Annotated in this window: 18 protein-coding genes; 10 read left to right on the forward strand and 8 right to left on the reverse strand. The window is 64.4% G+C overall.

Annotated features, from left to right (window positions below; all coding sequences use genetic code 11):
- The first annotated feature begins 36 nt into the window (after positions 1 to 36).
- The 5 genes from AC3WK8_RS01845 (at position 37) to AC3WK8_RS01865 (ending at position 6,330) form a co-directional block, all read left to right on the forward strand.
- Positions 37 to 666, forward strand: a complete 630-nt coding sequence (locus AC3WK8_RS01845) for a thiol:disulfide interchange protein DsbA/DsbL (RefSeq protein ID WP_022642282.1) — start codon at positions 37 to 39, stop codon at positions 664 to 666.
- A gap of 11 nt (positions 667 to 677) precedes the next feature.
- Positions 678 to 1,556, forward strand: coding sequence for an endonuclease/exonuclease/phosphatase family protein (locus tag AC3WK8_RS01850; RefSeq protein ID WP_022642283.1), 879 nt, complete (start codon positions 678 to 680; stop codon positions 1,554 to 1,556).
- Positions 1,553 to 3,748 carry a GGDEF domain-containing protein gene (locus tag AC3WK8_RS01855; RefSeq protein WP_103324432.1) on the forward strand — a complete coding sequence of 732 codons (2,196 nt, stop codon included), beginning with the start codon at positions 1,553 to 1,555 and terminating at the stop codon, positions 3,746 to 3,748. The genes AC3WK8_RS01850 and AC3WK8_RS01855 overlap by 4 nt, the downstream gene beginning before the upstream one ends.
- Positions 3,749 to 3,851: 103 nt before the next feature.
- The gene (locus AC3WK8_RS01860; RefSeq protein ID WP_085593914.1) at positions 3,852 to 4,634 is read left to right on the forward strand and encodes an N-acetylmuramoyl-L-alanine amidase; all 783 of its coding nucleotides are present in this window, start codon (positions 3,852 to 3,854) and stop codon (positions 4,632 to 4,634) included.
- 76 nt (positions 4,635 to 4,710) lie between these two features.
- Positions 4,711 to 6,330 carry an EAL domain-containing protein gene (locus tag AC3WK8_RS01865; protein ID WP_103324449.1) on the forward strand — a complete coding sequence of 540 codons (1,620 nt, stop codon included), beginning with the start codon at positions 4,711 to 4,713 and terminating at the stop codon, positions 6,328 to 6,330.
- Between the two features lie 3 nt (positions 6,331 to 6,333).
- On the opposite strand, the gene AC3WK8_RS01870 is transcribed toward AC3WK8_RS01865, so the two are convergent.
- Positions 6,334 to 8,112 (reverse strand): KinB sensor domain-containing domain, encoded by a 1,779-nt coding sequence (locus AC3WK8_RS01870; protein ID WP_103324433.1) that lies wholly within the window; start codon positions 8,110 to 8,112, stop codon positions 6,334 to 6,336.
- Between the two features lie 10 nt (positions 8,113 to 8,122).
- Positions 8,123 to 9,469: a sigma-54-dependent response regulator transcription factor AlgB gene (algB, locus tag AC3WK8_RS01875; RefSeq protein ID WP_085593910.1), complete on the reverse strand. Its 1,347-nt coding sequence runs from the start codon at positions 9,467 to 9,469 to the stop codon at positions 8,123 to 8,125.
- A 434-nt stretch (positions 9,470 to 9,903) separates the two neighbouring features.
- On the opposite strand from algB, the gene AC3WK8_RS01880 reads away from it, so the two are divergent.
- The 5 genes from AC3WK8_RS01880 to AC3WK8_RS01900 all read left to right on the forward strand — a co-directional run bounded on the left by AC3WK8_RS01880 (position 9,904) and on the right by AC3WK8_RS01900 (position 14,326).
- Positions 9,904 to 10,188 carry a hypothetical protein gene (locus AC3WK8_RS01880; protein WP_103324434.1) on the forward strand — a complete coding sequence of 95 codons (285 nt, stop codon included), beginning with the start codon at positions 9,904 to 9,906 and terminating at the stop codon, positions 10,186 to 10,188.
- A 93-nt stretch (positions 10,189 to 10,281) separates the two neighbouring features.
- Positions 10,282 to 10,446 carry a DUF1328 domain-containing protein gene (locus AC3WK8_RS01885; protein ID WP_003170804.1) on the forward strand — a complete coding sequence of 55 codons (165 nt, stop codon included), beginning with the start codon at positions 10,282 to 10,284 and terminating at the stop codon, positions 10,444 to 10,446.
- 2 nt (positions 10,447 to 10,448) lie between these two features.
- Complete coding sequence (locus AC3WK8_RS01890) at positions 10,449 to 10,913, forward strand: inhibitor of vertebrate lysozyme family protein (protein ID WP_085593908.1); 465 nt, start codon at positions 10,449 to 10,451, stop codon at positions 10,911 to 10,913.
- Between the two features lie 728 nt (positions 10,914 to 11,641).
- Positions 11,642 to 12,973, forward strand: coding sequence for a glutamate/aspartate:proton symporter GltP (gene gltP, locus AC3WK8_RS01895; RefSeq protein WP_022642721.1), 1,332 nt, complete (start codon positions 11,642 to 11,644; stop codon positions 12,971 to 12,973).
- Positions 12,974 to 13,096: 123 nt separating this feature from the next.
- A complete protein-coding gene (locus AC3WK8_RS01900) occupies positions 13,097 to 14,326 on the forward strand; it encodes a nucleoside recognition domain-containing protein (protein ID WP_022642722.1) in 1,230 nt (409 codons plus the stop codon).
- 30 nt (positions 14,327 to 14,356) lie between these two features.
- On the opposite strand, the gene AC3WK8_RS01905 is transcribed toward AC3WK8_RS01900, so the two are convergent.
- The 6 genes from AC3WK8_RS01905 to AC3WK8_RS01930 form a co-directional block, all read right to left on the reverse strand.
- Positions 14,357 to 14,977, reverse strand: a complete 621-nt coding sequence (locus AC3WK8_RS01905) for an ABC-type transport auxiliary lipoprotein family protein (RefSeq protein WP_085593904.1) — start codon at positions 14,975 to 14,977, stop codon at positions 14,357 to 14,359.
- The gene (locus AC3WK8_RS01910; protein ID WP_085593902.1) at positions 14,974 to 15,912 is read right to left on the reverse strand and encodes an MlaD family protein; all 939 of its coding nucleotides are present in this window, start codon (positions 15,910 to 15,912) and stop codon (positions 14,974 to 14,976) included. Before AC3WK8_RS01910 ends, AC3WK8_RS01905 begins: the two co-directional genes overlap by 4 nt.
- Before the next feature lies 1 nt (position 15,913).
- Entirely contained in the window at positions 15,914 to 16,717 is an 804-nt protein-coding gene (locus AC3WK8_RS01915) for an ABC transporter ATP-binding protein (RefSeq protein ID WP_022642725.1), read from the reverse strand.
- On the reverse strand, positions 16,714 to 17,862 hold the full coding sequence (locus AC3WK8_RS01920) for an ABC transporter permease (RefSeq protein WP_085593898.1): 1,149 nt from the start codon (positions 17,860 to 17,862) through the stop codon (positions 16,714 to 16,716). The genes AC3WK8_RS01915 and AC3WK8_RS01920 overlap by 4 nt, the downstream gene beginning before the upstream one ends.
- A 54-nt stretch (positions 17,863 to 17,916) precedes the next feature.
- Positions 17,917 to 18,960: a DUF5924 family protein gene (locus tag AC3WK8_RS01925; protein WP_022642727.1), complete on the reverse strand. Its 1,044-nt coding sequence runs from the start codon at positions 18,958 to 18,960 to the stop codon at positions 17,917 to 17,919.
- A gap of 162 nt (positions 18,961 to 19,122) precedes the next feature.
- Positions 19,123 to 20,505: a M16 family metallopeptidase gene (locus AC3WK8_RS01930; RefSeq protein WP_103324436.1), complete on the reverse strand. Its 1,383-nt coding sequence runs from the start codon at positions 20,503 to 20,505 to the stop codon at positions 19,123 to 19,125.
- Between the last annotated feature and the right edge of the window lie 48 nt (positions 20,506 to 20,553).

Here is a 20,553-nt window from a genome sequence, read left to right on the forward strand (position 1 = left end):
GTCGCGCGAGGCGCCTAAATCGTCCAGGAGTAAAGCATGCGTAATCTGATCCTCAGCGCCGCTCTCGTTACCGCCAGCCTGTTTGGCGTGACCGCTCAAGCCGCCGAGCCGCTTGAAGCCGGTAAACAATATGTCGAGTTGAGCAGCGCCGTTCCGGTTGCCGTGCCTGGCAAGATCGAAGTGGTGGAGCTGTTCTGGTACGGCTGCCCACACTGCTACGCCTTCGAACCCACCATCAACCCATGGGTCGAGAAGCTCCCGGCCGACGTCAACTTCGTACGGATCCCGGCCATGTTCGGTGGCATCTGGAACGTTCACGGCCAGCTGTTCATCACCCTGGAAGCCATGGGTGTCGAGCACGACGTGCACAAGGCCGTTTTCGAGGCCATCCACGGCGGCAAGAAACTCGCGACTCCTGAAGAGATGGCCGACTTCCTGGCTGGCGAAGGCGTCGACAAGGACAAGTTCCTCAGCACCTACAACTCCTTCGCCGTGAAGGGCAAGGTCGAGGACGCCAAGAAGAAGGCCCAGGCCTACCAGATCAGCGGCGTACCGACCATGGTGGTCAACGGCAAGTATCGCTTCGACCTGGGCACCTCCGGTGGTCCTGAAGGCGCGCTGAGCGTGGCCGACCAGCTGATCGCCAAAGAGCGCGCAGCCAAGTAAGCGCCGCCGCCATGCCGCGCTGGGGCTCGGAACGTATCGTTGGCCTGCATGACCCGCAGGTCAACGAACACCATTTAGCGTCGACCGGCCTGCCGGCTGACAGCCGCCTGCGCTTACTCAGTTTCAACATCCAGGTCGGCATCAGTACCGAACGCTATCGGCATTACCTCACCCGCGGCTGGCAGCACCTGCTGCCCCACAACGGCCGGGCGGACAACCTGCAGAAGATCGGCAGCCTGCTGGCGGATTTCGACCTGGTGGCCCTGCAGGAGGTCGATGGCGGCAGCCTGCGTTCGGGGTACGTCAACCAGGTGGAGCACCTGGCCCAGTTGGGTGCCTTTCCCTACTGGTACCAACAACTCAATCGCAACCTCGGACGCCTGGCCCAGCACAGCAACGGTGTGCTCAGCCGCATGCGTCCCTGGGCCATCGAAGACCACCCCCTGCCGGGCCCCAAGGGTCGCGGTGCGATCCTCCTGCGTTTTGGCGAAGGTCCGGAAGCGCTGGTGGTGGTGATGATGCACCTGGCGCTTGGCGCCCGGGCCAGGACCCGGCAACTGGCGTATATCCGCGAGTTGATCGGTGGCTACAAGCACCAGGTGCTGATGGGGGACATGAATACCCACGCCAGCGACCTGCTGGAGCATTCCCCCCTGCGTGACCTCGGCCTGCTGGCGCCGCAATTGCAGGCGACTTTCCCTAGCTGGCGTCCGCAACGCTGCCTGGACCACATCCTGCTCAGCTCTGGCCTGGCGCTGGAGCGTGTCGAAGTCCTGGCCCAACCCATTTCCGATCACCTGCCGGTCGCGGTAGAGATTCGTCTGCCGGGTTCGCTCACGGCCGATGCATTGCCCGCGTTGAGTCCTGCCCCTCGCGGAACCGATGAATGAGCGACGACGCCCAACGCTGGAAAGAGAAATACCTCAAGAGCATCGAGCAACAGGAAAAGCTCGAGCGCCGTTGGGCTGCCCGCCTCGACTTGCTGCGCCGTGGCCTGGTGCGCAGCACCCTGGCGGCTGAAGGCACCGATCGCGCGGTCGACCAGTGCATGAAGGAAATGCGCGAGGTCGTGCGCACCGATGACATGGACGCCGGCCTTGCGGCCTTGATTCCGCGCCTGGAAAAAGCCGTGCTGGATTCCGAACAGCGCCGGGAAACCCGCATCGACCAGATGAGCAGCGCCCTGACGGCCCTGGTCGCCCAGTTGCAGACCCTGCCCCTGCCCCGTGAAGTCAGTCGCCCGCTCAAGGCTTTCGCCAAGCAACTGGATGGCCGGGTCGGCCAGGCGCGGGAAATCCCATTGTTGCTGGGCGAGTTGAGCGCCCTGCAGGGCAAGGCCCTGAGCCAATTGGAAAACCCGGTGGAGCCGGGGCGCCCGAGCCTGTTGCAACGTTTGTTCGGGGCGCGAGATGCCAGTGGGGAAACCGCTCCCGCAAGCGAAGTCGTGGCGCCGCCGCTACCCGTTCCAGCACCGGAGCAGCCGCCTCAGCTTCAAGGCACTGTGGATGACATGGCGCCGGAGCATGAGCCAACGCCAGCTCCCACTTCTGCTGCACCCGCAACCGTTGCCGCTACCCAGGTCCCTGCCGTCGCGGCAGCGGCACCGGCGCCGGCGGATATCCTGCCCGAGCCTGCCTTCGAGCCTGTCGCGAGTGTCGAGTCCAAGCCAGAGCCAGTTGCCGATACTGACGCCGAGGTTGCGGCCCAGCCTGCGGTGGCGGCCTTCGTGCCGCCGGTCCTGGTTCGGGAAGAGGCCGCACCACAACAAGCAGTGGAACCCCAGGCCCTTGCCCAGGAACCTGAAGCGGATGCAGCACCCGTGGTACCGCCAATCGAGGTGGTGCCTGAGCCGGCAGCCGAGGCTCAAGCCGGCATACCCGAGGCCAGCAATCCCGATGAGCTGCTGCCTATTCCCGCAGCGGCGTTGCTCGACAGCCTGCCGTTGCCGGTGGCCATGGCCGAGGCCCTGGCGGCCATCGATCCCGAGCAGCCAGAGCAGGACGTGCTCTATGCCCTGCCGGACTCCCCCGAGCCGTCCTACAGCTCGGTGGCCAAGCACATCGAGCACACCCTGCTGGGCCTGCTCGATGACCTGAGCCTGCCGGAGCGGCACCGGCCCCAGGCCGAGGCCATGCGTGATCGCCTGCAACATGGGTTGAACTGGTACGAACTGCTGCCGATCCTCGATGATCTGGCGGTGCTGATGCTGGCCATCACCGACTCCGGCCAGCATGAGTTCGAGGATTACCTCAAGCAGCTCAACGAGCGCCTGGAGGCCTTCCAGAGCAACCTGCAGGCTGCCAGCGACGGCCATGCGGACATCAGCTCGGCAGCACGGGCCATGGACTCGCAGATCCGCGAGCAAGTCGATGGCCTGCAAAGCAGCATGCAGGAAGCGGCGGACCTGGATGACCTCAAGCAGGTTCTGGAAAGCCACCTGGAAGGCCTGCTGGGCACCATGGACCAGCACCAGAAGCAACGCGACGAGCGCGAGAAGGACATGGCCACCCGCCTGCAAAGCCTGGCGGCACGAGTGTCGAGCATGGAGCAGGAAGCCCAGGGTTATCGCGAGCACCTGGAAGAGCAGCGGCAGAAGGCCCTGGTCGACCCGCTGACTGGCCTGCCCAACCGCGCGGCCTGGAGCGAGCGCCTGGAGCATGAGGTGAGCCAATGGCAACGCCATGGCAATAGCTTGCTGCTGGCAATGCTCGACCTGGATCACTTCAAGCGGATCAACGACAGCTATGGCCACCTGGCGGGCGACAAGGTGCTCAAGATCATCGCCAATGTGCTGCGCAAGCGCCTGCGTGGTACCGACTTCATCGCCCGTTTCGGCGGCGAGGAGTTTGTCCTGCTGATGCCCGACACTCCATGGGCAGCGGGAACGCGTCTGGTGGAAACCCTGCGTGCGGCGATCGAGGCCTGCCCGTTTCACTTCAAGGGTGAGCCGGTGACGGTCACGGTTTCCATTGGCTTGAGCGCCTTCAAGGCCGGAGATCGCAGCGATCTGGTGATCAAAAGAGCTGATCAGGCGTTGTACCGGGCCAAGGATGCCGGTCGCAACCGGGTCGAGGCCGGCTGAGGCGCCAGTTGCCTGCCGGCCCCGGCGTCGCAGTTTTGCCCATGATAGGCGGAGCAGTACGTTACACTGTTGCATTAATGTCCCAAGCGTACTGTTCCCAGCCATGAAATTCCTTGCCCTTGCCTTCTGCTCCCTGTTGATGCTCGCCGGCTGCGCCAGCGGCCCGCGTATCGACACCAGCCATCCCTCGGTCAACTACGACCAGCGTGCCCAGTTCATCATCGTCCACTACACCTCGGCGTCCATGGAGCGCTCCCTGGCCCTGCTGACCCATGGCCAGGTCAGCAGCCACTACCTGATCGGCGACGACAAGTCCGCCACCATCTACAAGCTGGTGGACGAGCAATACCGCGCCTGGCATGCCGGCGAGAGCCAGTGGCAAGGCCGGACCTGGCTCAACTCCAGCTCCATCGGCATCGAGATCGTCAACCCGGGCTTTCGCGATGGCCCCAATGGGCGTCTGTGGTACCCCTACAGCGAGGCGCAGGTCCAGAACCTGATCGTGCTGCTCAAGGACATCAGCAAGCGCAACAACATTTCCCCGCGGCACATCATCGGCCACAGTGATATCGCGCCGCTGCGCAAGCTCGACCCGGGCCCGCTGTTTCCCTGGAAGCGCCTGGCCGAGGCTGGCCTGGGCCTGTGGCCCGATGCCCAGGCCGTGGCCCGCCAGCAAGCGTTCTATGGAGCCAGCCTGCCGAGCATCAGCTGGTTCCAGCAACAGTTGGCGCGCCTGGGTTACGCCACCCCGCAGACTGGCGAGCTGGACGTGGCCACCCGGCATGTCCTGGCGGCCTTCCAGATGCACTACCGGCCAGGTCGTTTCGATGGCACCCCGGACGCCGAGAGCGCAGCGATCCTGCAGGTCCTCAACCAGACAAAATAATGACGCCGCCGGACGGTCCGCGCCGATTGCCCAATCAGTTGCTATAACTCATTGGTAATCCTTCGGATGTTCCATGATGCCGGCCGCCCGCGAGACCCCGCGCACCTGGTTCCATCGCCCCTGGTTGCTGGCGATGCTGGCGGCTGTCCTGAGCGCAGCGGTGCTGATGCTGGGCAGCGTTGGGGTGGCCATGCACGAGGTCCAGCAGCGCGAAAGCGAGCAGATGAATGCCCAGGGCCGGCGCTTCCTGGAGCGCCTGGAGCAGCTCTTCCGGCAACTGCGCGAGGGCCTGGATACTCTTGAGGGGCAGCCGCTGCGCGGGTGCAGCGCAGAAATGGTTGCGGTGCTGCAACAGGTCAGCTTCAACTATCGCTTCATCTATGAAGCGGCCTACATGGATGCCGACCAGACTTGCTCCAACTGGCCCCGGCAAAACCTTGCGACTTCTCCCCGACCGGCGGATATCCGCGGGCCCACCTACAGCTACTGGCTCAATACCTCGGCCCAGCCCAACGAAAACCTGGCGGCGCTGATGCTCGGCCGGGGCAATTTCCGCGTGGCCACCTCGCGCGGGCACCTGACCGACGTGGTCGACCTGCCATCCGGCGGCAGCCTGATGGTGGTGGTCGACCACGGCGCCCGGGCCATACCGGTACTGGGCCAGGCCCGCTCCTGGCCGCCGGAGCATCCCTGGCAGGATGATCGCAGCCGGCCGTTGCAGGTGACCCGCGACTTGTTGGTGTACCGCATGCCGACCCGTAATCCCGAATACCAACTGGTGCTGATCACGCCACGGGCCAGCATGCAGGCAGAGTTGCTCGCTGGCTGGTGGTGGCTGCTGCCGACCAGCCTGCTGCTGGCGCTGTTCATCGGCGCCCTGGTGTATCAGTTGGCGCGCCAGCGCCAGTCCCTGGGTGCCGAATTGCAGGGAGCCTTGCGTCGTAACGAACTGCAGGTCCTGTACCAGCCGATCTTCGATCTCAACAGCCGGTTGTGCGTGGGGGCCGAGGCTCTGCTGCGCTGGCGGCGTCCGGACGGCACCTTGACCAGCCCCGAACTGTTCATCCCCCTGGCGGAAAACACCGGGCAGATCCGCCAGATCACCGATTTCGTCCTGCAACGCCTGCTGGAGCAACTGGGGCATGTGCTGCGGGCCAATCCGCAACTGTATATCTCGGTCAACCTGGCGGCCTGTGACGTGATGGTGCCGCGTGTCGGCCGGGTCATGGCCAGGCTGCTGGCGTTGCACCGGGTCGCGGCGCGGCAGATCGCCTTCGAGGTGACCGAGCGTGGGCTGATCGACGTGGTGGTGGCGCGCAACAACCTGCAAGCCCTGCGGGATGTCGGGCACAAGGTGCTGATCGATGACTTCGGCACGGGATACTGCAGCCTGGCCTACTTGCAGAACCTGCCGGTGGATTGCCTGAAGATCGACAAGGCGTTCGTCGACGCCCTCGGCCACGATGCCGCCAGCAGCGGCGTGGCCCCGCACATCATCCGCATGGCCCATGCCCTGAAGCTCAAGGTGATTGCCGAAGGCATCGAATGCGAGGACCAGGCCGTGCTGCTGAGCAGCGAAGGCGTGAGCTTCGGCCAAGGCTGGCTGTTCGCCCATGCCCTGAGCGCCTTGCAGTTCACCGAGTTGATTACCCGTGGCCGACGCCTGGTGGCCAGGCGCCTGGACGATGAAGCCTGAACCCTAGAGCGGCAGGGCCAGGTAGAACTGGGTGCCCTGCCCGGGCCGCGAGTAAACGCCCATGCGCCCGCCATGGAGCTGGACGATTTCCTTGCACAACGCCAGCCCCAGGCCGGCGCCGCCCTTCTTGCGTCCCACCTGGACGAAAGGTTCGAAGATCCGCCCCTGCTGGCCATAGGCGATGCCTTCGCCGTTGTCCTCGACGCTGACGATCACCCGTTCGCCGTGGCGTCGGGCCTGCAGGCGGATCTGCCCGCCGCGGGCGGTGTGGCGCAAGGCGTTGTCCACCAGGTTGTCCAGTACCCGTTCCAGTTGCGGGCGGTCGGCATGCAGGCGCGGCAGGGGCGCCTGGATCTCCAGCAGCAGCGCGATGTCCTGTTGTTGCGCCTGCTCGCTGAAGCGCCCCTGGGTCTGTTCCAGCAACTCGTCCAGGGAGCAGGGCGCGAGGGTCAGCTTTTGCAGGCCGTTCTGGTAGCGGGAGAAGTTCAGCAGGTCGTTGATCAGTTGCATCAGGCGCTGCATTTCTTCGTTGACGGTATTGAGCAGGTCGGTTTCCCGGGACTCCTCGGCAAAGTGCAGGCGCTCCTGGAGCAGCCCGAAGGCCATGTGCATGCCGGTGACCGGGGTGCGCAGCTCATGGGAGGCGCGCAGCACGAACTCGCTGCGCACACGCTCGAAGGCCCGCTGCTCGGTGACATCGTGCAGCACCATCACCGCTCCGAGGATATGCCCCTGGGTATGGCACACCGGGGTCAGGCTGTAGGTCAGCAGGCGGGCTTCGCCGTCGACCTCGATATCCAGGTCCTCCGGTGCCCGCTCCAGGTTGCCGCCGCGCAGCACCAGCTGCAGCTGCTCGTCCAGCTCCGGGCGTTGCAAGGCGCTTCCCAGGCCCTGGCCAAGGCGCTTCTGGTCCCAGCCGAGCTGGCGCTGGGCCACCGGGTTGAGGTGCTCCAGCCGGCCCTGGCGGTCGATCATCAGCAAGCCGTCGTCGATGCTGTCGAGCACGGCTTGCAGGCGTTGCTGGCCGGCCAGCAGTTCATCGACATTGGTTGCCTGATGCTGGCGCAGGACTTCGGCCATGATCCCGAAGCGCCGGGTCAGCAGGTTCATTTCCGCCGGGCCGGAGATCGGCAGGGTAATGTCGAAATTGCCTTGGCTGATCTTGTCCGCCGCCTTGGCCAGGGCCTCGATCGGGCCGCCGAAGCGCCGGGCGATGGAGTGGGCGGTAATGAAACCGATGATCAGCACCGCCAGGCCTACCAGCCCCAGCAGGCCGGCCACCAGCAGCGCCCGGCCACGGGTCTGGTGCTCCACTTCGCTGATGTTGTCCAGGGCGCGCTTGTGTTCGTTGATCAGGCCCCCGCGCAGGGTATTGAAGCGCTCGGTCAGCTCGTTGTTGTTGCTCAGGCTGGAGGTGCTGTGTTCGAAAGCCTCGAAGAAGCTGACGTAGTCGCTGCGCGCCTGCTGGAAGCCACTCTGTCCTTCTTGTTGCTGTTCATGGGCGATGCCCTGGTCGAGCAATTCCAGGTAGTGCTGCCGGGAGGCTTGCAGAGCCGCCGGATCGGGCTTGTTGCTGAGCATGAGGATCAGCTGGTCGCCGAGGGTCTGGCGCAGCTTGAGCCCCAGGTCCAGGGTGATGAAGTTGTTGCGGATCAGCGATTCCTGGGTACTGGCCATCTGCATCACGCTGACCAGCCCCAGCACCAGGCCGAGCAAGGCCACGGTGATCAGGGCGGAGATGCTGAGAAACAGCCGGGTCCGCAGTTTTATCGCGAGCTTCATGGGGTCCCGTTCACAGGTTGTACTGCTTGCGTTTGCGATACAGCGTCGAAGCGTCGATGCCCAGGGTCTTGGCGGCCTGGTCCAGGGTGTCGCTGGTGGCCAGTACCGCGCCGATGTGGGCCTTCTCCAGTTCATCCAGGCTCAGCGCGGCGCCGATCCGCGGGGCGTTGTTGGTGGGCTGCTCGGCCATGCCCAGGTGGCTGATTTCCACCCGCTCCTGGGGACAGATAATGCTCGCGCGTTCCACCACGTTGCGCAGTTCGCGGATATTGCCCGGCCAGCGGTAGTTGAGCAGCGCTTCCCGGGCTTCGTCGCTGAAGCCGCGGGCCGGCCGCGAGTACTCCTTGACGAAGCGCGCGAGGAAACGATCGGCCAGGGTCAGGATGTCCTCGCTGCGTTCACGCAGCGGCGGCAGGTGCAAGGTGATGACGTTCAGGCGGTACAGCAGGTCTTCGCGAAAGCGCCCATCGCGCACCATGTCTTCCAGGTTGAGGTTGGTGGCGGCGAGGATGCGCACATCGGCCCGACGGGTCACCGGATCGCCGACGCGCTCGTATTCCTTGTCCTGAATGAAGCGCAGCAGCTTGGGTTGCAGGGTCAGCGGGAAGTCGCCGATCTCGTCGAGGAACAAGGTCCCGCCGTCGGCCTGGTTGACCCGGCCCAGGGTGCTTTCGCTGGCACCGGTGAAAGCGCCCCGGCTGTGGCCGAACAGCTCGCTTTCCATCAGTTCGGCGGTCAGCGACGGGCAGTTGATGGTCACGCAGGACTTCTTCGCGCGCTTGCTCCAGCCATGGATGGCCCGGGCCAGCTCGCCCTTGCCGGTGCCGGACTCGCCGAGGATGAGGATGTTGGCGTCGGTGCTGGCCACCTGGCGTGCGGTTTCCAGCACCACCTTCATGGCCGGACTGTGGGAGTCCAGGCCGTCTCTGGGTTTGCGCACTTCGCCTTCCAGGGCTTCCAGGCGCGCCGAGAGCTGGCGTACTTCCAGCTGCTTGGCGGTGGCCAGGCGCAATTGATCGGGGCTGCAGGGCTTGACCAGGTAGTCGGCGGCACCAGCCTGGATCGCATCCACTGCAGTGTCCACGGCGGAGTGTGCGGTGACGATCACTACCCGCATCCAGGGAGCCTGGACGCGCATCTGGGCCAGGACGTCGAGACCGTTGTCTTCACCCAGGCGCAGGTCGAGGAAGCACAGGTCGAACACCTGGCGTTGCAACAAGGTATCCGCCTGGGCCGCGCTGTTGGCGGTGGCGACGGTATAACCCTCATCTTCCAGGCAGTAACGGAAGGTGCGAAGGATGGCGGACTCATCATCCACCAACAGGATGCGGCCTTGATTTTCCGGCGCTGACTCCATTTTTCCTGGGCTCCTTATATAGACGATCTTATTTAGTCCCGGAAAAATCGGGCAAGTTGCAAGGTTGATTCTGATCCATTCTGCGGCTTGCAGGTTAGATCTCTGCGAGGCGAATAGCTAACCCACTGAAAAAAATGATGTTTTCAATAACGGGGCGATTCCGCTCAGATGCCGGTCTGTATCAGGCTGCTAGCCGTTCGGCAAAGTTCCCCCCCACAAGTCAGAAGGTGCTCGATCCTGCACAAGACGATCGTGCATTTCGCACGGCCCGGCAAGCGGGCATCGTGCAGGATGCGTCTCGTCAGCTTTCGATTTGTTTGTATAACTATATGATTTTATTGATTTTTTTATTTGTTACAAACCTGGCATGCAGCCTGCAATACCTCTCCCATATCGCACAACAACATCTCAACCGCTGTGGGAGGTATTTCAGGATGAATCGCCAACGTCTCGCCCAAATGCGTATCGCGCCGCTGCACTTGCAACAAGGCCTGTTCGCCAGCCTTGCCCTGCTGGTCACCCTGATCGCCGGGCAGCAATTGCAGCGCTGGCAAGACAGCGAAGCGCCCGCTCCCCATGTAGCGGTCCAGCACATGACCCAGACCCATTTCGCCCCGGTGAGCGGCCAGTTCACCAAAGCACCCCTTGCACAATTGATGACCGTCGACCAGGCGCAACCGGTGCTTGAGTCGCCCCGCGAAGAGCGCTGGGTGTTCTAGACGGCCTGGGCACCGCGGTCGTGCCGGCCTTGCGGCGGCGTCGACTGTCCATGCAGGTAGCGTTTCCAATAAAGAAGAGTAAGGAGAATCATCATGCTGAGTTGGGCAATCACATTCCTGATCATCGCCATCGTCGCTGCCGTACTGGGCTTCGGTGGTATCGCGGGTACGGCCACCGGAATCGCCAAGATCCTTTTCGTGGTGTTCCTGGTGATGTTCATCGCTTCGTTCTTCTTTGGCCGTCGCGGCCGGGGCTGACCATGGGGTTCTCCTACAAGACCCTGGCCGCCGTCGTGTTGCTGGGCGCCAGTACCCTGGCGAGCGCAGCCAACGACGGCCAGGCACGCGCCAACCAGTTGCTGAACTCGGATCCACAGTTCCGCAAGACCTGGCAAGACGTCGTGCAGAAGGAAGAGCGCCTGCCCGAATGGGTGATGAACCTGTCGGGCGAGGCCGAGCAAATGAATGCAGTGCAGGAGGATGGCGACAAGTACCTGGTGGGCCCCCTGTGCGAAACCGCCCAGAGTTGCCGCAGCCAGCGCCTGATCGTGGCCTTCGGTTTCGACAAGAAGCATGCCTATGCATTGCTGGTGGAAGTGCCTGCGGGGCTGCCCGCCGACAAGTCGCCCACCCGGCATGCCAACTACCGGTTTCTCGGCAAGCCCGAGCCCGGTATGCAGGAATTGCTTAAAGAGCAGCTGAGAAAGGACCCGAACTGGTATTGAGTCCGGGTCAGGCGAATAGACGAAAGGGCCTGGTGCGCTTTCGGCTGTTGCACGACCCGAGGAGGGCACGTGCATGACCAGGGGGCCGGGACGTTCTGATCCATCAGAGATCGGAGTGACCTAGGGGTACAGGGAGTGCCTCCGCAAGGGCCGGGTCAGGAAAAAGCGACGGCGCAAGCTCCCTGGTCGGCATCGACCTGATGAGCTTGCGGCGTGCTTGGACAGGAAAAAGACCCGATCTAGAGCCCTTGGCAAGAAAACCCATGGTGCGAACTGAAAAATCTTCCTTTGACTCCGGTCAAACGTTACCTAGTGTTTCTCTGCGACCGTATATCGAGAAACTTTCCGGGAAATCCGGAAGGTTCCAGGGCACCCGAAACAGAACATTCCTAAATTTTTTTAGACCTTTTCCTGACCCTTCCGACAAGCCTGCACGCCGCCTGAGATGGCCGTTTCACGGCATTCTGGCCTGCCGAAATGTCGTATTCGAACCGGTTGGGACGCTCGTTTTGTTTCGAAAAACTCATGCCGATTCGGCATAGGGTAGGCGTTTACGGCATTAGACGCGCCACCCTTGCATCGGAATAGTTGCGCCTTTTTTCGCCTGCAGAGAGCCGTCATTGCTCGCTCGGGATGACCTTATACGGGGGCCGATGCACAGACTTTTCCGCCATTGAGCGTTGCAGTTCGCGCATCTGCCCGAGTCCAACTGAAGTAAGGGTAATGATATGAAGAAGGCCAAATTAAGCCTCGCCTGGCAGATCCTCATCGGTCTGGTCCTGGGTATTGCGATCGGCGCACTGCTCAATCATTTCAGCGCTGAAAAAGCCTGGTGGATCAGCAACGTCCTGCAACCTGCGGGCGATATCTTTATCCGCTTGATCAAGATGATCGTCATCCCGATCGTCATTTCCTCGCTGGTGGTCGGCATCGCCGGTGTCGGCGACGCCAAGAAGCTGGGCCGCATCGGCCTCAAGACCATCATCTACTTCGAGATCGTGACCACCATCGCCATCGTCGTCGGCCTGCTGCTGGCCAACCTGTTCCATCCGGGCGCAGGCATCGACATGAGCACCCTGGGCACCGTGGACATCTCCAAGTACCAGGCCACCGCGGCCGAAGTGCAGCATGAACACGCCTTCATCGAGACCATCCTCAACCTGATTCCGTCGAACATCTTCGCGGCCATGGCCCGCGGCGAGATGCTGCCGATCATCTTCTTCTCGGTGCTGTTCGGCCTGGGCCTGTCGAGCCTGCAGGCCGACCTGCGCGAGCCGCTGGTGAAGATGTTCCAGGGCGTTTCGGAAACCATGTTCAAAGTCACCCACATGATCATGAACTACGCCCCCATCGGCGTATTCGCACTGATCGCGGTGACTGTCGCCAACTTCGGTTTCGCCTCGCTGCTGCCCTTGGCCAAGCTGGTGATCCTGGTCTACGTGGCCATCGCTTTCTTCGCCTTCGTGGTCCTGGGGCTGGTCGCACGCCTGTTCGGCTTCTCGGTGATCAAGCTGATGCGCATCTTCAAGGATGAGCTGGTGCTCGCCTACTCCACCGCCAGTTCGGAAACCGTGCTGCCGCGAGTGATCGAGAAGATGGAAGCCTACGGCGCGCCGAAGGCGATCTGCAGCTTCGTGGTGCCTACCGGCTACTCCTTCAACCTCGACGGCTCGACCCTGTACCAGAGCATCGCGGCGATCTTCATCGCCCAGCTGTACGGCATCGACCTGTCCATCAGCCAGCAATTGCTGCTGGTCCTGACCCTGATGGTCACTTCCAAGGGGATCGCCGGGGTTCCGGGCGTGTCCTTCGTGGTCCTGCTGGCTACCCTGGGCAGCGTTGGCATCCCGCTGGAAGGCCTGGCCTTCATCGCCGGTGTCGACCGCGTGATGGACATGGCGCGTACCGCCCTGAACGTGATCGGCAACGCCCTGGCGGTGCTGGTGATCGCTCGCTGGGAAGGCATGTACGACGACGCCAAGGGCCAGCGCTACTGGAACTCCCTGCCGCACTGGCGCAGCAAGGAGAAGCTGCCAGCCGGCGAGATCTCCAAGGGCTGAGCCGCCTGACGCCCGCCCGCCACCCTGGTGGGCCCGCGCAACAGACAAACCCCGGTCGATCCGGGGTTTGTCGTTTCTGCAGCCCCCGCTATCATTCGCGGCATCTTCCGAGGGATATGACCGATGCTCAATGGCCTGTGGCTTGGCTTCTTTATCGTTGCAACCGTTTCCGCCCTGGCGCAGTGGCTGGTGGGGGGCAACGCCGGGATCTTCGCCGCCATGGTGGAAAGCATCTTCGCCATGGCCAAGCTGTCGGTGGAGGTCATGGTGCTGCTGTTCGGTACCCTGACCCTGTGGCTGGGCTTCCTGCGGATCGCCGAGAAGGCCGGCATCGTCGAATGGCTGGCCAAGGTCCTCGGCCCGCTGTTCAAGCGCCTGATGCCGGAAGTGCCGCCGGGCCATCCGGCCCTGGGCCTGATCACCCTGAACTTCGCCGCCAACGGCCTGGGCCTGGACAATGCCGCCACGCCCATCGGCCTCAAGGCCATGCGCGCCCTGCAAGAGCTCAACCCCAGCGCCACCACCGCGAGCAACGCGCAGATCCTGTTCCTGGTGCTCAACGCTTCGTCCCTGACCCTGTTGCCGGTGACCATCTTCATGTACCGCGCCCAGCAAGGCGCGGCGGACCCGACCCTGGTGTTCCTGCCGATCCTGCTGGCCACCAGCGCCTCGACCCTGGTGGGCCTGCTGTCGGTGGCGGTGATGCAACGCCTGCGGTTGTGGGATCCGGTGGTACTGGCCTACCTGGTTCCCGGTGCCCTGGCCCTGGGGGCCTTCATGGCGCTGCTGGCGAGCTTGTCGGCGGCGGCCCTGGCATCGCTGTCGTCGATCCTCGGCAACCTGACGCTGTTCGGCCTGATCATGCTGTTCCTGGTGGTCGGCGCGCTGCGCAAGGTCAAGGTCTACGAGGCTTTCGTCGAGGGCGCCAAGGAGGGGTTCGACGTCGCCAAGAACCTGCTGCCGTACCTGGTGGCCATGCTGTGCGCCATCGGCGTGCTGCGGGCTTCCGGCGCCCTGGACTTCGGTCTCGACGGGATCCGCCACCTGGTGGCCTGGGCCGGTTGGGATACGCGCTTCGTCGATGCCCTGCCCACCGCCATGGTCAAGCCGTTCTCCGGCAGTGCGGCCCGGGCGATGCTGATCGAAACCATGAAGAGCCAGGGCGTGGACAGCTTCCCGGCGCTGGCGGCGGCGACCATCCAGGGCAGCACCGAAACCACCTTCTATGTGCTGGCGGTGTATTTCGGTGCGGTGGGTATCCAGCGGGTCCGGCACGCCGTGGGCTGCGCCCTGCTGGCGGAATTTGCCGGCGTGGTCGCGGCGATCGCCGTCTGCTACTGGTTCTTCGGCTGATCCTGCGCCGGCCTGCCGGCGCAACGGACCTCAGCGTTTCCCCACCTGGTTGCCCTGCCCCACGGCCCAGTCCACCACCTGTCGGGCCAGCACGTCGCTGGCCTGGCCGAACCCGGTCACCACTGCCGGCACCCGGGTCTCGGCCAGCGGCTGGCGTACCTCGAAGCGTCGGCTGGCGAGGATCTTCTGGTCAGCACCACGGATCAACCGCGCATCCAGGCGTATCACCACCTGGGCGGCCTTGCCCTGGTATTCGGTCTGGAATGCTTGCAGGTCGCCGCCCAGGGCCAGATCGGTCTGCAGGTTGCTGTCGTCGGTGCTCAGCAGCTGGACCCGGCCGTCACGCTGGAATCCGTCCAGCAGGCGGTTGCGCAGCAGGATCGGTGCCGGGTCGGTCCAGCGGGAGGCCTTGTAGCTGCTGAGCAGGTCGCCCTGGGGGATCACCGCGATCCGCGCACTGTTCAGGGCATCGCTGGCCTGGGGCTTGAGCAGTTGCAGCGACCACGGCAAGGCCTTGCCCGGGGTGCTGGGTTGGTTCACCGGCAAGCGGTAGATATCCAGCGGCTCGCTCTGGGGCAGGATCGAGCAGCCACCAAGGGCCAGGACGGTCCCCAGGGCCAGGGGGGCAAACAGGCGACAGGCACGCATCATGGCGTGAACTCCTTGTTCTTCTCGTTACCCAGCAGGTAACCACCGGGGTTGGCTTCCAGGCGGCGGGTGATGGCCCGCAGCGAGCTCATGGTCTCGCGCAGTTCGCGCACGGCCGGCGCCAGGCCATTGAGGCCCTGCATGCCGTTGCTCAGCGAATCCTGGTTGTCGGTCAGCAGCTGGTTGAGGGTGGCACTGCTTTGCTCCAGCGAGCGCATGGCCTGCTCGGCGCTGCCGAACATCTGCCGGCCCTGGTCGTTGAGCAGGCCGTTGGCGTTGCGCATCAGTGCCGTGGTCTGTTCCAGCATGGCGCTGGTCTGCTTGGTGATGGTTCCCAGCTGCTGCATCAGCTGGCGCAGGTCGTTACGTTGCTCGGCGATGCTGGCGGTGGTCTTCTGCAGGTTATCCAGGGTATTGCCGACCCGGTCCACGTTCTCCGGGGAAAACAGCTGGTTGGCGTTGTGCAGCAGCAGGTTGACCCCGGTCATCAGGTCGTCGCTGTTGTTCAGCAGCCGGGCGATGGGCGATGGCGAGGCGGTGATGCTCGGCAGATGGCCGTTCTTGCCCTTGAGCGGCGGGCTTTGCGGGGTGCCGCCGCTGAGCTGGATGATCGAGGTGCCGGTGATGCCGGTCAGCGCCAGTTTGGCCTGGGTGTCTTCCTTGATCGGCGTGTCGCCGGCCAGGCGGATCTGCGCCAGCACCCGGCGCGGGTCCTTGGGGTCCAGGCGCAGGTTGACCACATCGCCGACCTTGATCCCGCTGTACTGCACCGAGCTGCCCCGGGACAGGCCGCTGACCGCTTCGTTGAAGACGATCTCGTAGTCCTGGAAGGCGCTGTCGACGCTGGACTTGGCCAGCCACAGGCCGAACAGCAAGGCGCCGGCCACCAAGATCACCGTGAACAGGCCGATCAGTACGTGATGGGCTCGGGTTTCCATATCATCCCTCGTTGGTCGGTGTCGCGGCCTGGTACGCCGCGCGGCCCCGAGGGCCGTGGAAGTATTCGTGGATCCAGGCGTCCGCAGTCTCGGCGACGATATCGATGGCATCGGCCACCAGCACCTTCTTCTGCGCCAGTACCGCCACCCGGTCGGTGATGGTGTAGAGGGTATCCAGGTCATGGGTGACCAGGAACACGCTCAGGCCCAGGGCATCGCGCAGGGTCAGGATCAGTTGGTCGAAGGCAGCGGCGCCCACCGGGTCGAGGCCGGCGGTGGGCTCGTCGAGAAACAGGATGTCCGGGTCCAGGGCCAGGGCGCGGGCCAGGGCCGCGCGCTTGATCATGCCGCCGGACAGCGACGCCGGGTACTTGTCGGCCGCCGACAGCGGCAGGCCGGCCAGGGCCAGCTTCACCGCCGCCAGGTGCTCGGCGTCGGCGCGCGACAGGCCGGCATGTTCGATCAGCGGCAGGGCGACGTTCTCGGTCACCGTCAGCGAGGTGAACAGCGCGCCCTTCTGGAACAGCACGCCGAAACGTCGCTCCACCAGCGAGCGCTGTCGCTCCGGCAGGCTCGGCAGGTCCTGCCCGAATACCCGTACCGAACCCTCGCTGGGCTGGCGCAGGCCGACGATACTGCGCAGCAAGACCGACTTGCCGCTGCCCGAGCCACCGACCACGCCGAGGATCTCGCCCTTGTACACGTCCAGGTCGAGGTTCTCGTGCACGCTCTGCTGGCCGAAGCGGTTGCACAGCCCGCGAACCTCGATCACCGCTTCGGCGGGCGCGCGCGGCGGGCGGCTCACCAGCCCATCTCCATGAAGAACAGCGCGGCCACGGCGTCGATGACGATCACCACGAAGATCGACTGCACCACCGCGGAAGTGGTGTGCGCGCCCACCGACTCGGCGCTGCCACTGACCTTGAAACCCTCCAGGCAGCCGATGGCGGCGATCAGGAAGGCGAATATCGGGGCCTTCACCAGGCCCAGGAGAAAGTGTTTCACGCCGATATCCGAATGCAGCAGCGAGAGGAACATCGCCGGTGAGATGTCCAGCGACAGCGCGCAGACCACGCCGCCGCCGATGATGCCCGAGAGCATCGCCAGGAAGGTCAGCATCGGCAGCGCCACCAGTAGCGCCAGGACCCGGGGCAGCACCAGCAATTCCATGGGGTCCAGGCCCAGGGTGCGAATCGCGTCGATTTCCTCGTTGGCCTTCATCGAGCCGATCTGCGCGGTGAAGGCGCTGGCGGTACGCCCGGCCATGAGGATGGCGGTCAGCAGCACGCCGAATTCGCGCAGGAAGGAAAACGCCACCAGGTCCACGGTGAAGATGCTGGCGCCGAATCCAGCCAGCACGGTGGCGCCGAGGAAGGCCACCACCGCCCCCACCAGGAAGGTCAGCAAGGCGACGATGGGCGCGGCGTCCAGGCCAGTCTGCTCGATATGCGCAACCACCGGGGTGATGCGCCAGCGCCTGGGATGCAACAGGCCGCGGGCCAGGGTCTCGAGGATCAGGCCGATGAAGCCCAGGGCCTTCAAGGTGTCGTGCCAGACGGTGTAGACCGATCCGCCGATACGCGAAAGCAGTTGTATGCCCACCGGGATTTCCGGTTGCTTGACCGGCACGCAGAAGTCGTTCAGCGAGCTGTAGACGGTTTGCAGCAGGGCACGGTCGGCGGCGGACAGGGTGCAATCGGGATGCTCGGCGCTGCGGCCCAGGCGCTCGGCACCCAGCAGCTCCACCAGTAGCGAGGCGCCGGCGGTGTCCAGGGCGCCGAGGCCATTGAGGTCGATGTGGGTGTCGCTATCGTAGCGCCCGGCCAGGGATTGACTGAGGCGCTTGAGGTCGGCGTAGTGCGCCAGCGTCCAGTCGCCGTGGATGCGCAATTGCGCCGGAGAGTGGGCAAGATCCAGTTGAGCGGTGCCGGGCGTCACGCTGGTAGTCATAAGCTCCAAGCTTGTATGGCCATTTTGCAGTGCTACGTAATAGCACGATCCACATTACTTTGCCTCGCCGGGCTTGGCCGCCTGTTGATCTGGATCGTCGATCTGGAAACGCAGCACGCCGATCACCTGGCCGTCCTCGGTGACGACCCGGACCTGCCATTTGCCGGCGGGGTTGGCCGGGAAGTTCTGCTTGTGGGACCAGGCGCGGTAACCCTCCTTGCGCCCGCCGTGGATGTCCAGGGCGATGCGGTCCACCTCGCTGCCGTTGAACTGCCAGACATGGTAGATGCGCTCGTCCAGCCCCCGCGGCGCGTTGATCGCGGTGTAGGCATACAGGCCATTGCCACGCACCTGGCTGGCGCTGAGGGTTTGCAGGCTGGCGCCTGGAGTACGGTCCTGGAGCTGGGTACTGATGGCGTCCTCGGTCAGCCACAGGGTGGCCGGTGGCACCCAGGAGCGCAGCAGCCAGCCGGTGCCGCCGATGGCCAGGGTGATGCATAGCACGGTCAGGGCGCTGCGTACGCTGCGGATCGGCAGGATCGAGGCCAGGCTCGGGAAGGACAGCAACATGGCGGTGCCCAGGGCCAGCTTGAAGCTCTGGGCGGTGGTCAGGTGCAGGATCAGCGGCAGCGCCGTCAGCAGCACGGCGAACAGCGTCAGCGTATGCAGGGCCAGGAACAGCCAGCGGCGAGGGGCCAGCCACTTGTAGTACAGCGGGTCGGTGATGGACACCAGGGCCGCGGCGCCCAGTAGCCCGGTGAACGCCAGTTGGCCGCTGTTCCAGCTGGTGGTGATGAAAAAGAACGGCAGGACGAAGAACAGGCTTTCCTGGTGGATCATCTGCGTGGCATAGCGCAGCAGCGGCTGCGGGATCTCGCGCTTGAAAACCTGGGCGAACAACTGGGTCAGGCTGTTTTCCAGCATCAGCCAGACCCAGCTCACCAGCATGATGATAGCGATCCATGAGGCCAGGCCTTGTTGCCGGTCCACCAGGATGAAGCTGCAGACCCCCGAGATGAAGCCGCCGAGTGCGATGACCCCGGGGTAGCGCTTGATCAGTTCCAGCAGGCGCTGTATGTGTCGGTTCCAGTCGGGCATCGGCAGCAGGTCACGGTCAGGGTAGGAAAAAGCGCGACAGGATAACGTTGGCGGCTGCCCGTGGCGAGGGAGTCCACCCGCTCCCGGATGGGCAGCGGGTCGGCCCGGCCGATGGGCATGGCGGTACCGGTTTTCCGGCTGTCATGCAGCGCCCTGCCAGGGTCAGCTGGTGCGCCGGCGCAGCAGGCCCGCGCCCAAGCCGCCCAGCAGCGCCAGGATCAGCAGCCCGCCCAGCAGCCAGAGCACTTGCTCGTCGCTCAACAGGGGTTTTTCGATCCGCAGGTAACCCGGCTGTTCAAGCAGCTGGCGCAGGGCCTGGTTTGCCTGGGCCAGGGTCACGGCGCGCAGGGCCTTTGCCGGATCGCTGAAACGCCCATCGTCGAGATCCCCCAGGGCGCTCCAATAGTAGTCCGCCAGGGCGCTATTGCCCTGCACCGCCCAGGCCTGGCGGTCGATGGCGGCCTGCTTCAGGCGGGCGAAGGCGGCGGGGTCCAGGCCGTCCTTCAGCAAATGTGTGCGCAACTGCTCGACTACCTGCCGTGCTTCGTCCAGGTCATCGCGTTCCAGGTCGGCGTTGAGGCTGAGGAACCCGACACCACCGAAGACTTCGCGATCGCTCCAGGGGCCGTAGGACAGTTCATGCTCCAGGCGCAGCTGGCGGTACAGGGCCCAGTCCAGGTAGTCCTTGAGCAGGTCGAAGGTCTCGCTGTGCTGTTGTTCCAGCACCGGCTCGGGGAACAGCCAGTGCAATTGGGCGCTCTGCCCCACCCAGCCACGGATCAGGCTGCGCGCCGCTGCGGCATGGCCCTGCATTTGTGGCAGCTGCGGGTGTTCGCTGGGCTCCACCGGCTCCAGGGCGCCGTAGGTGCGCTCCAGATAGGCGGGCAGCAGGCGATCCAGTTCGCCCACCACGATCAGGCTCATGTTGTTGGGGGCGTACCAGTCCTTGCGCACCTGCTCCAGCCGGGCCAGGGTCAGGTGGCTGACTTCGGCTCGCTCGGCGCACTTGAGCCCCAGCTCCACCGCCAGCTGGTTGCTGGCCTTGTGGCCCAGGTCCTGGCGGTCGAGCCAGCGTTGCAGGTGCGAGTAATGGCCGCCGTCTTCACGCTCCACCACGCGCTTGGCGCTGGCCAGGGCCTTGTCGTCCAGGCGGGTGTGGGTCAGTAGCGACAGCAGCAGGTCGAGGACCTTGCGCTGGTTGCGCGCCGGGGCCTCGATCACGAAGGTGGTATCGGCATTGCTGGTATAGGCGTTCCATTCGCCGCCCAGGGCTTGCATGCGTTCTTCCAGGCCACCCTCGCCGCTGGCGTCGATACCGCTGAACAACAGGTGCTCGAGCAGGTGCGGCAGTTCCTTGTCGGTGCAGGGGAAGTCATCCAGGCCCACGCCGACTACCAGGCGGATCGCCACGTGGCCGCGTTCGCTGCCGGGCTTGAGCAGCACCTGCAAGCCATTGGGCAGGGTGTAGTCTTCGACCTGGAAGCGATCCAGGGCCCATCCTTGTGCACTGCCCAGCAGCAGGCAGGCGAGTAACAGACAACGCATAACAAGAACTTCCTTACGGCGTGCGTAAGTTGTAGAGACTGCACATGA

Source organism: Pseudomonas sp. FW507-12TSA (genome assembly GCF_058781435.1).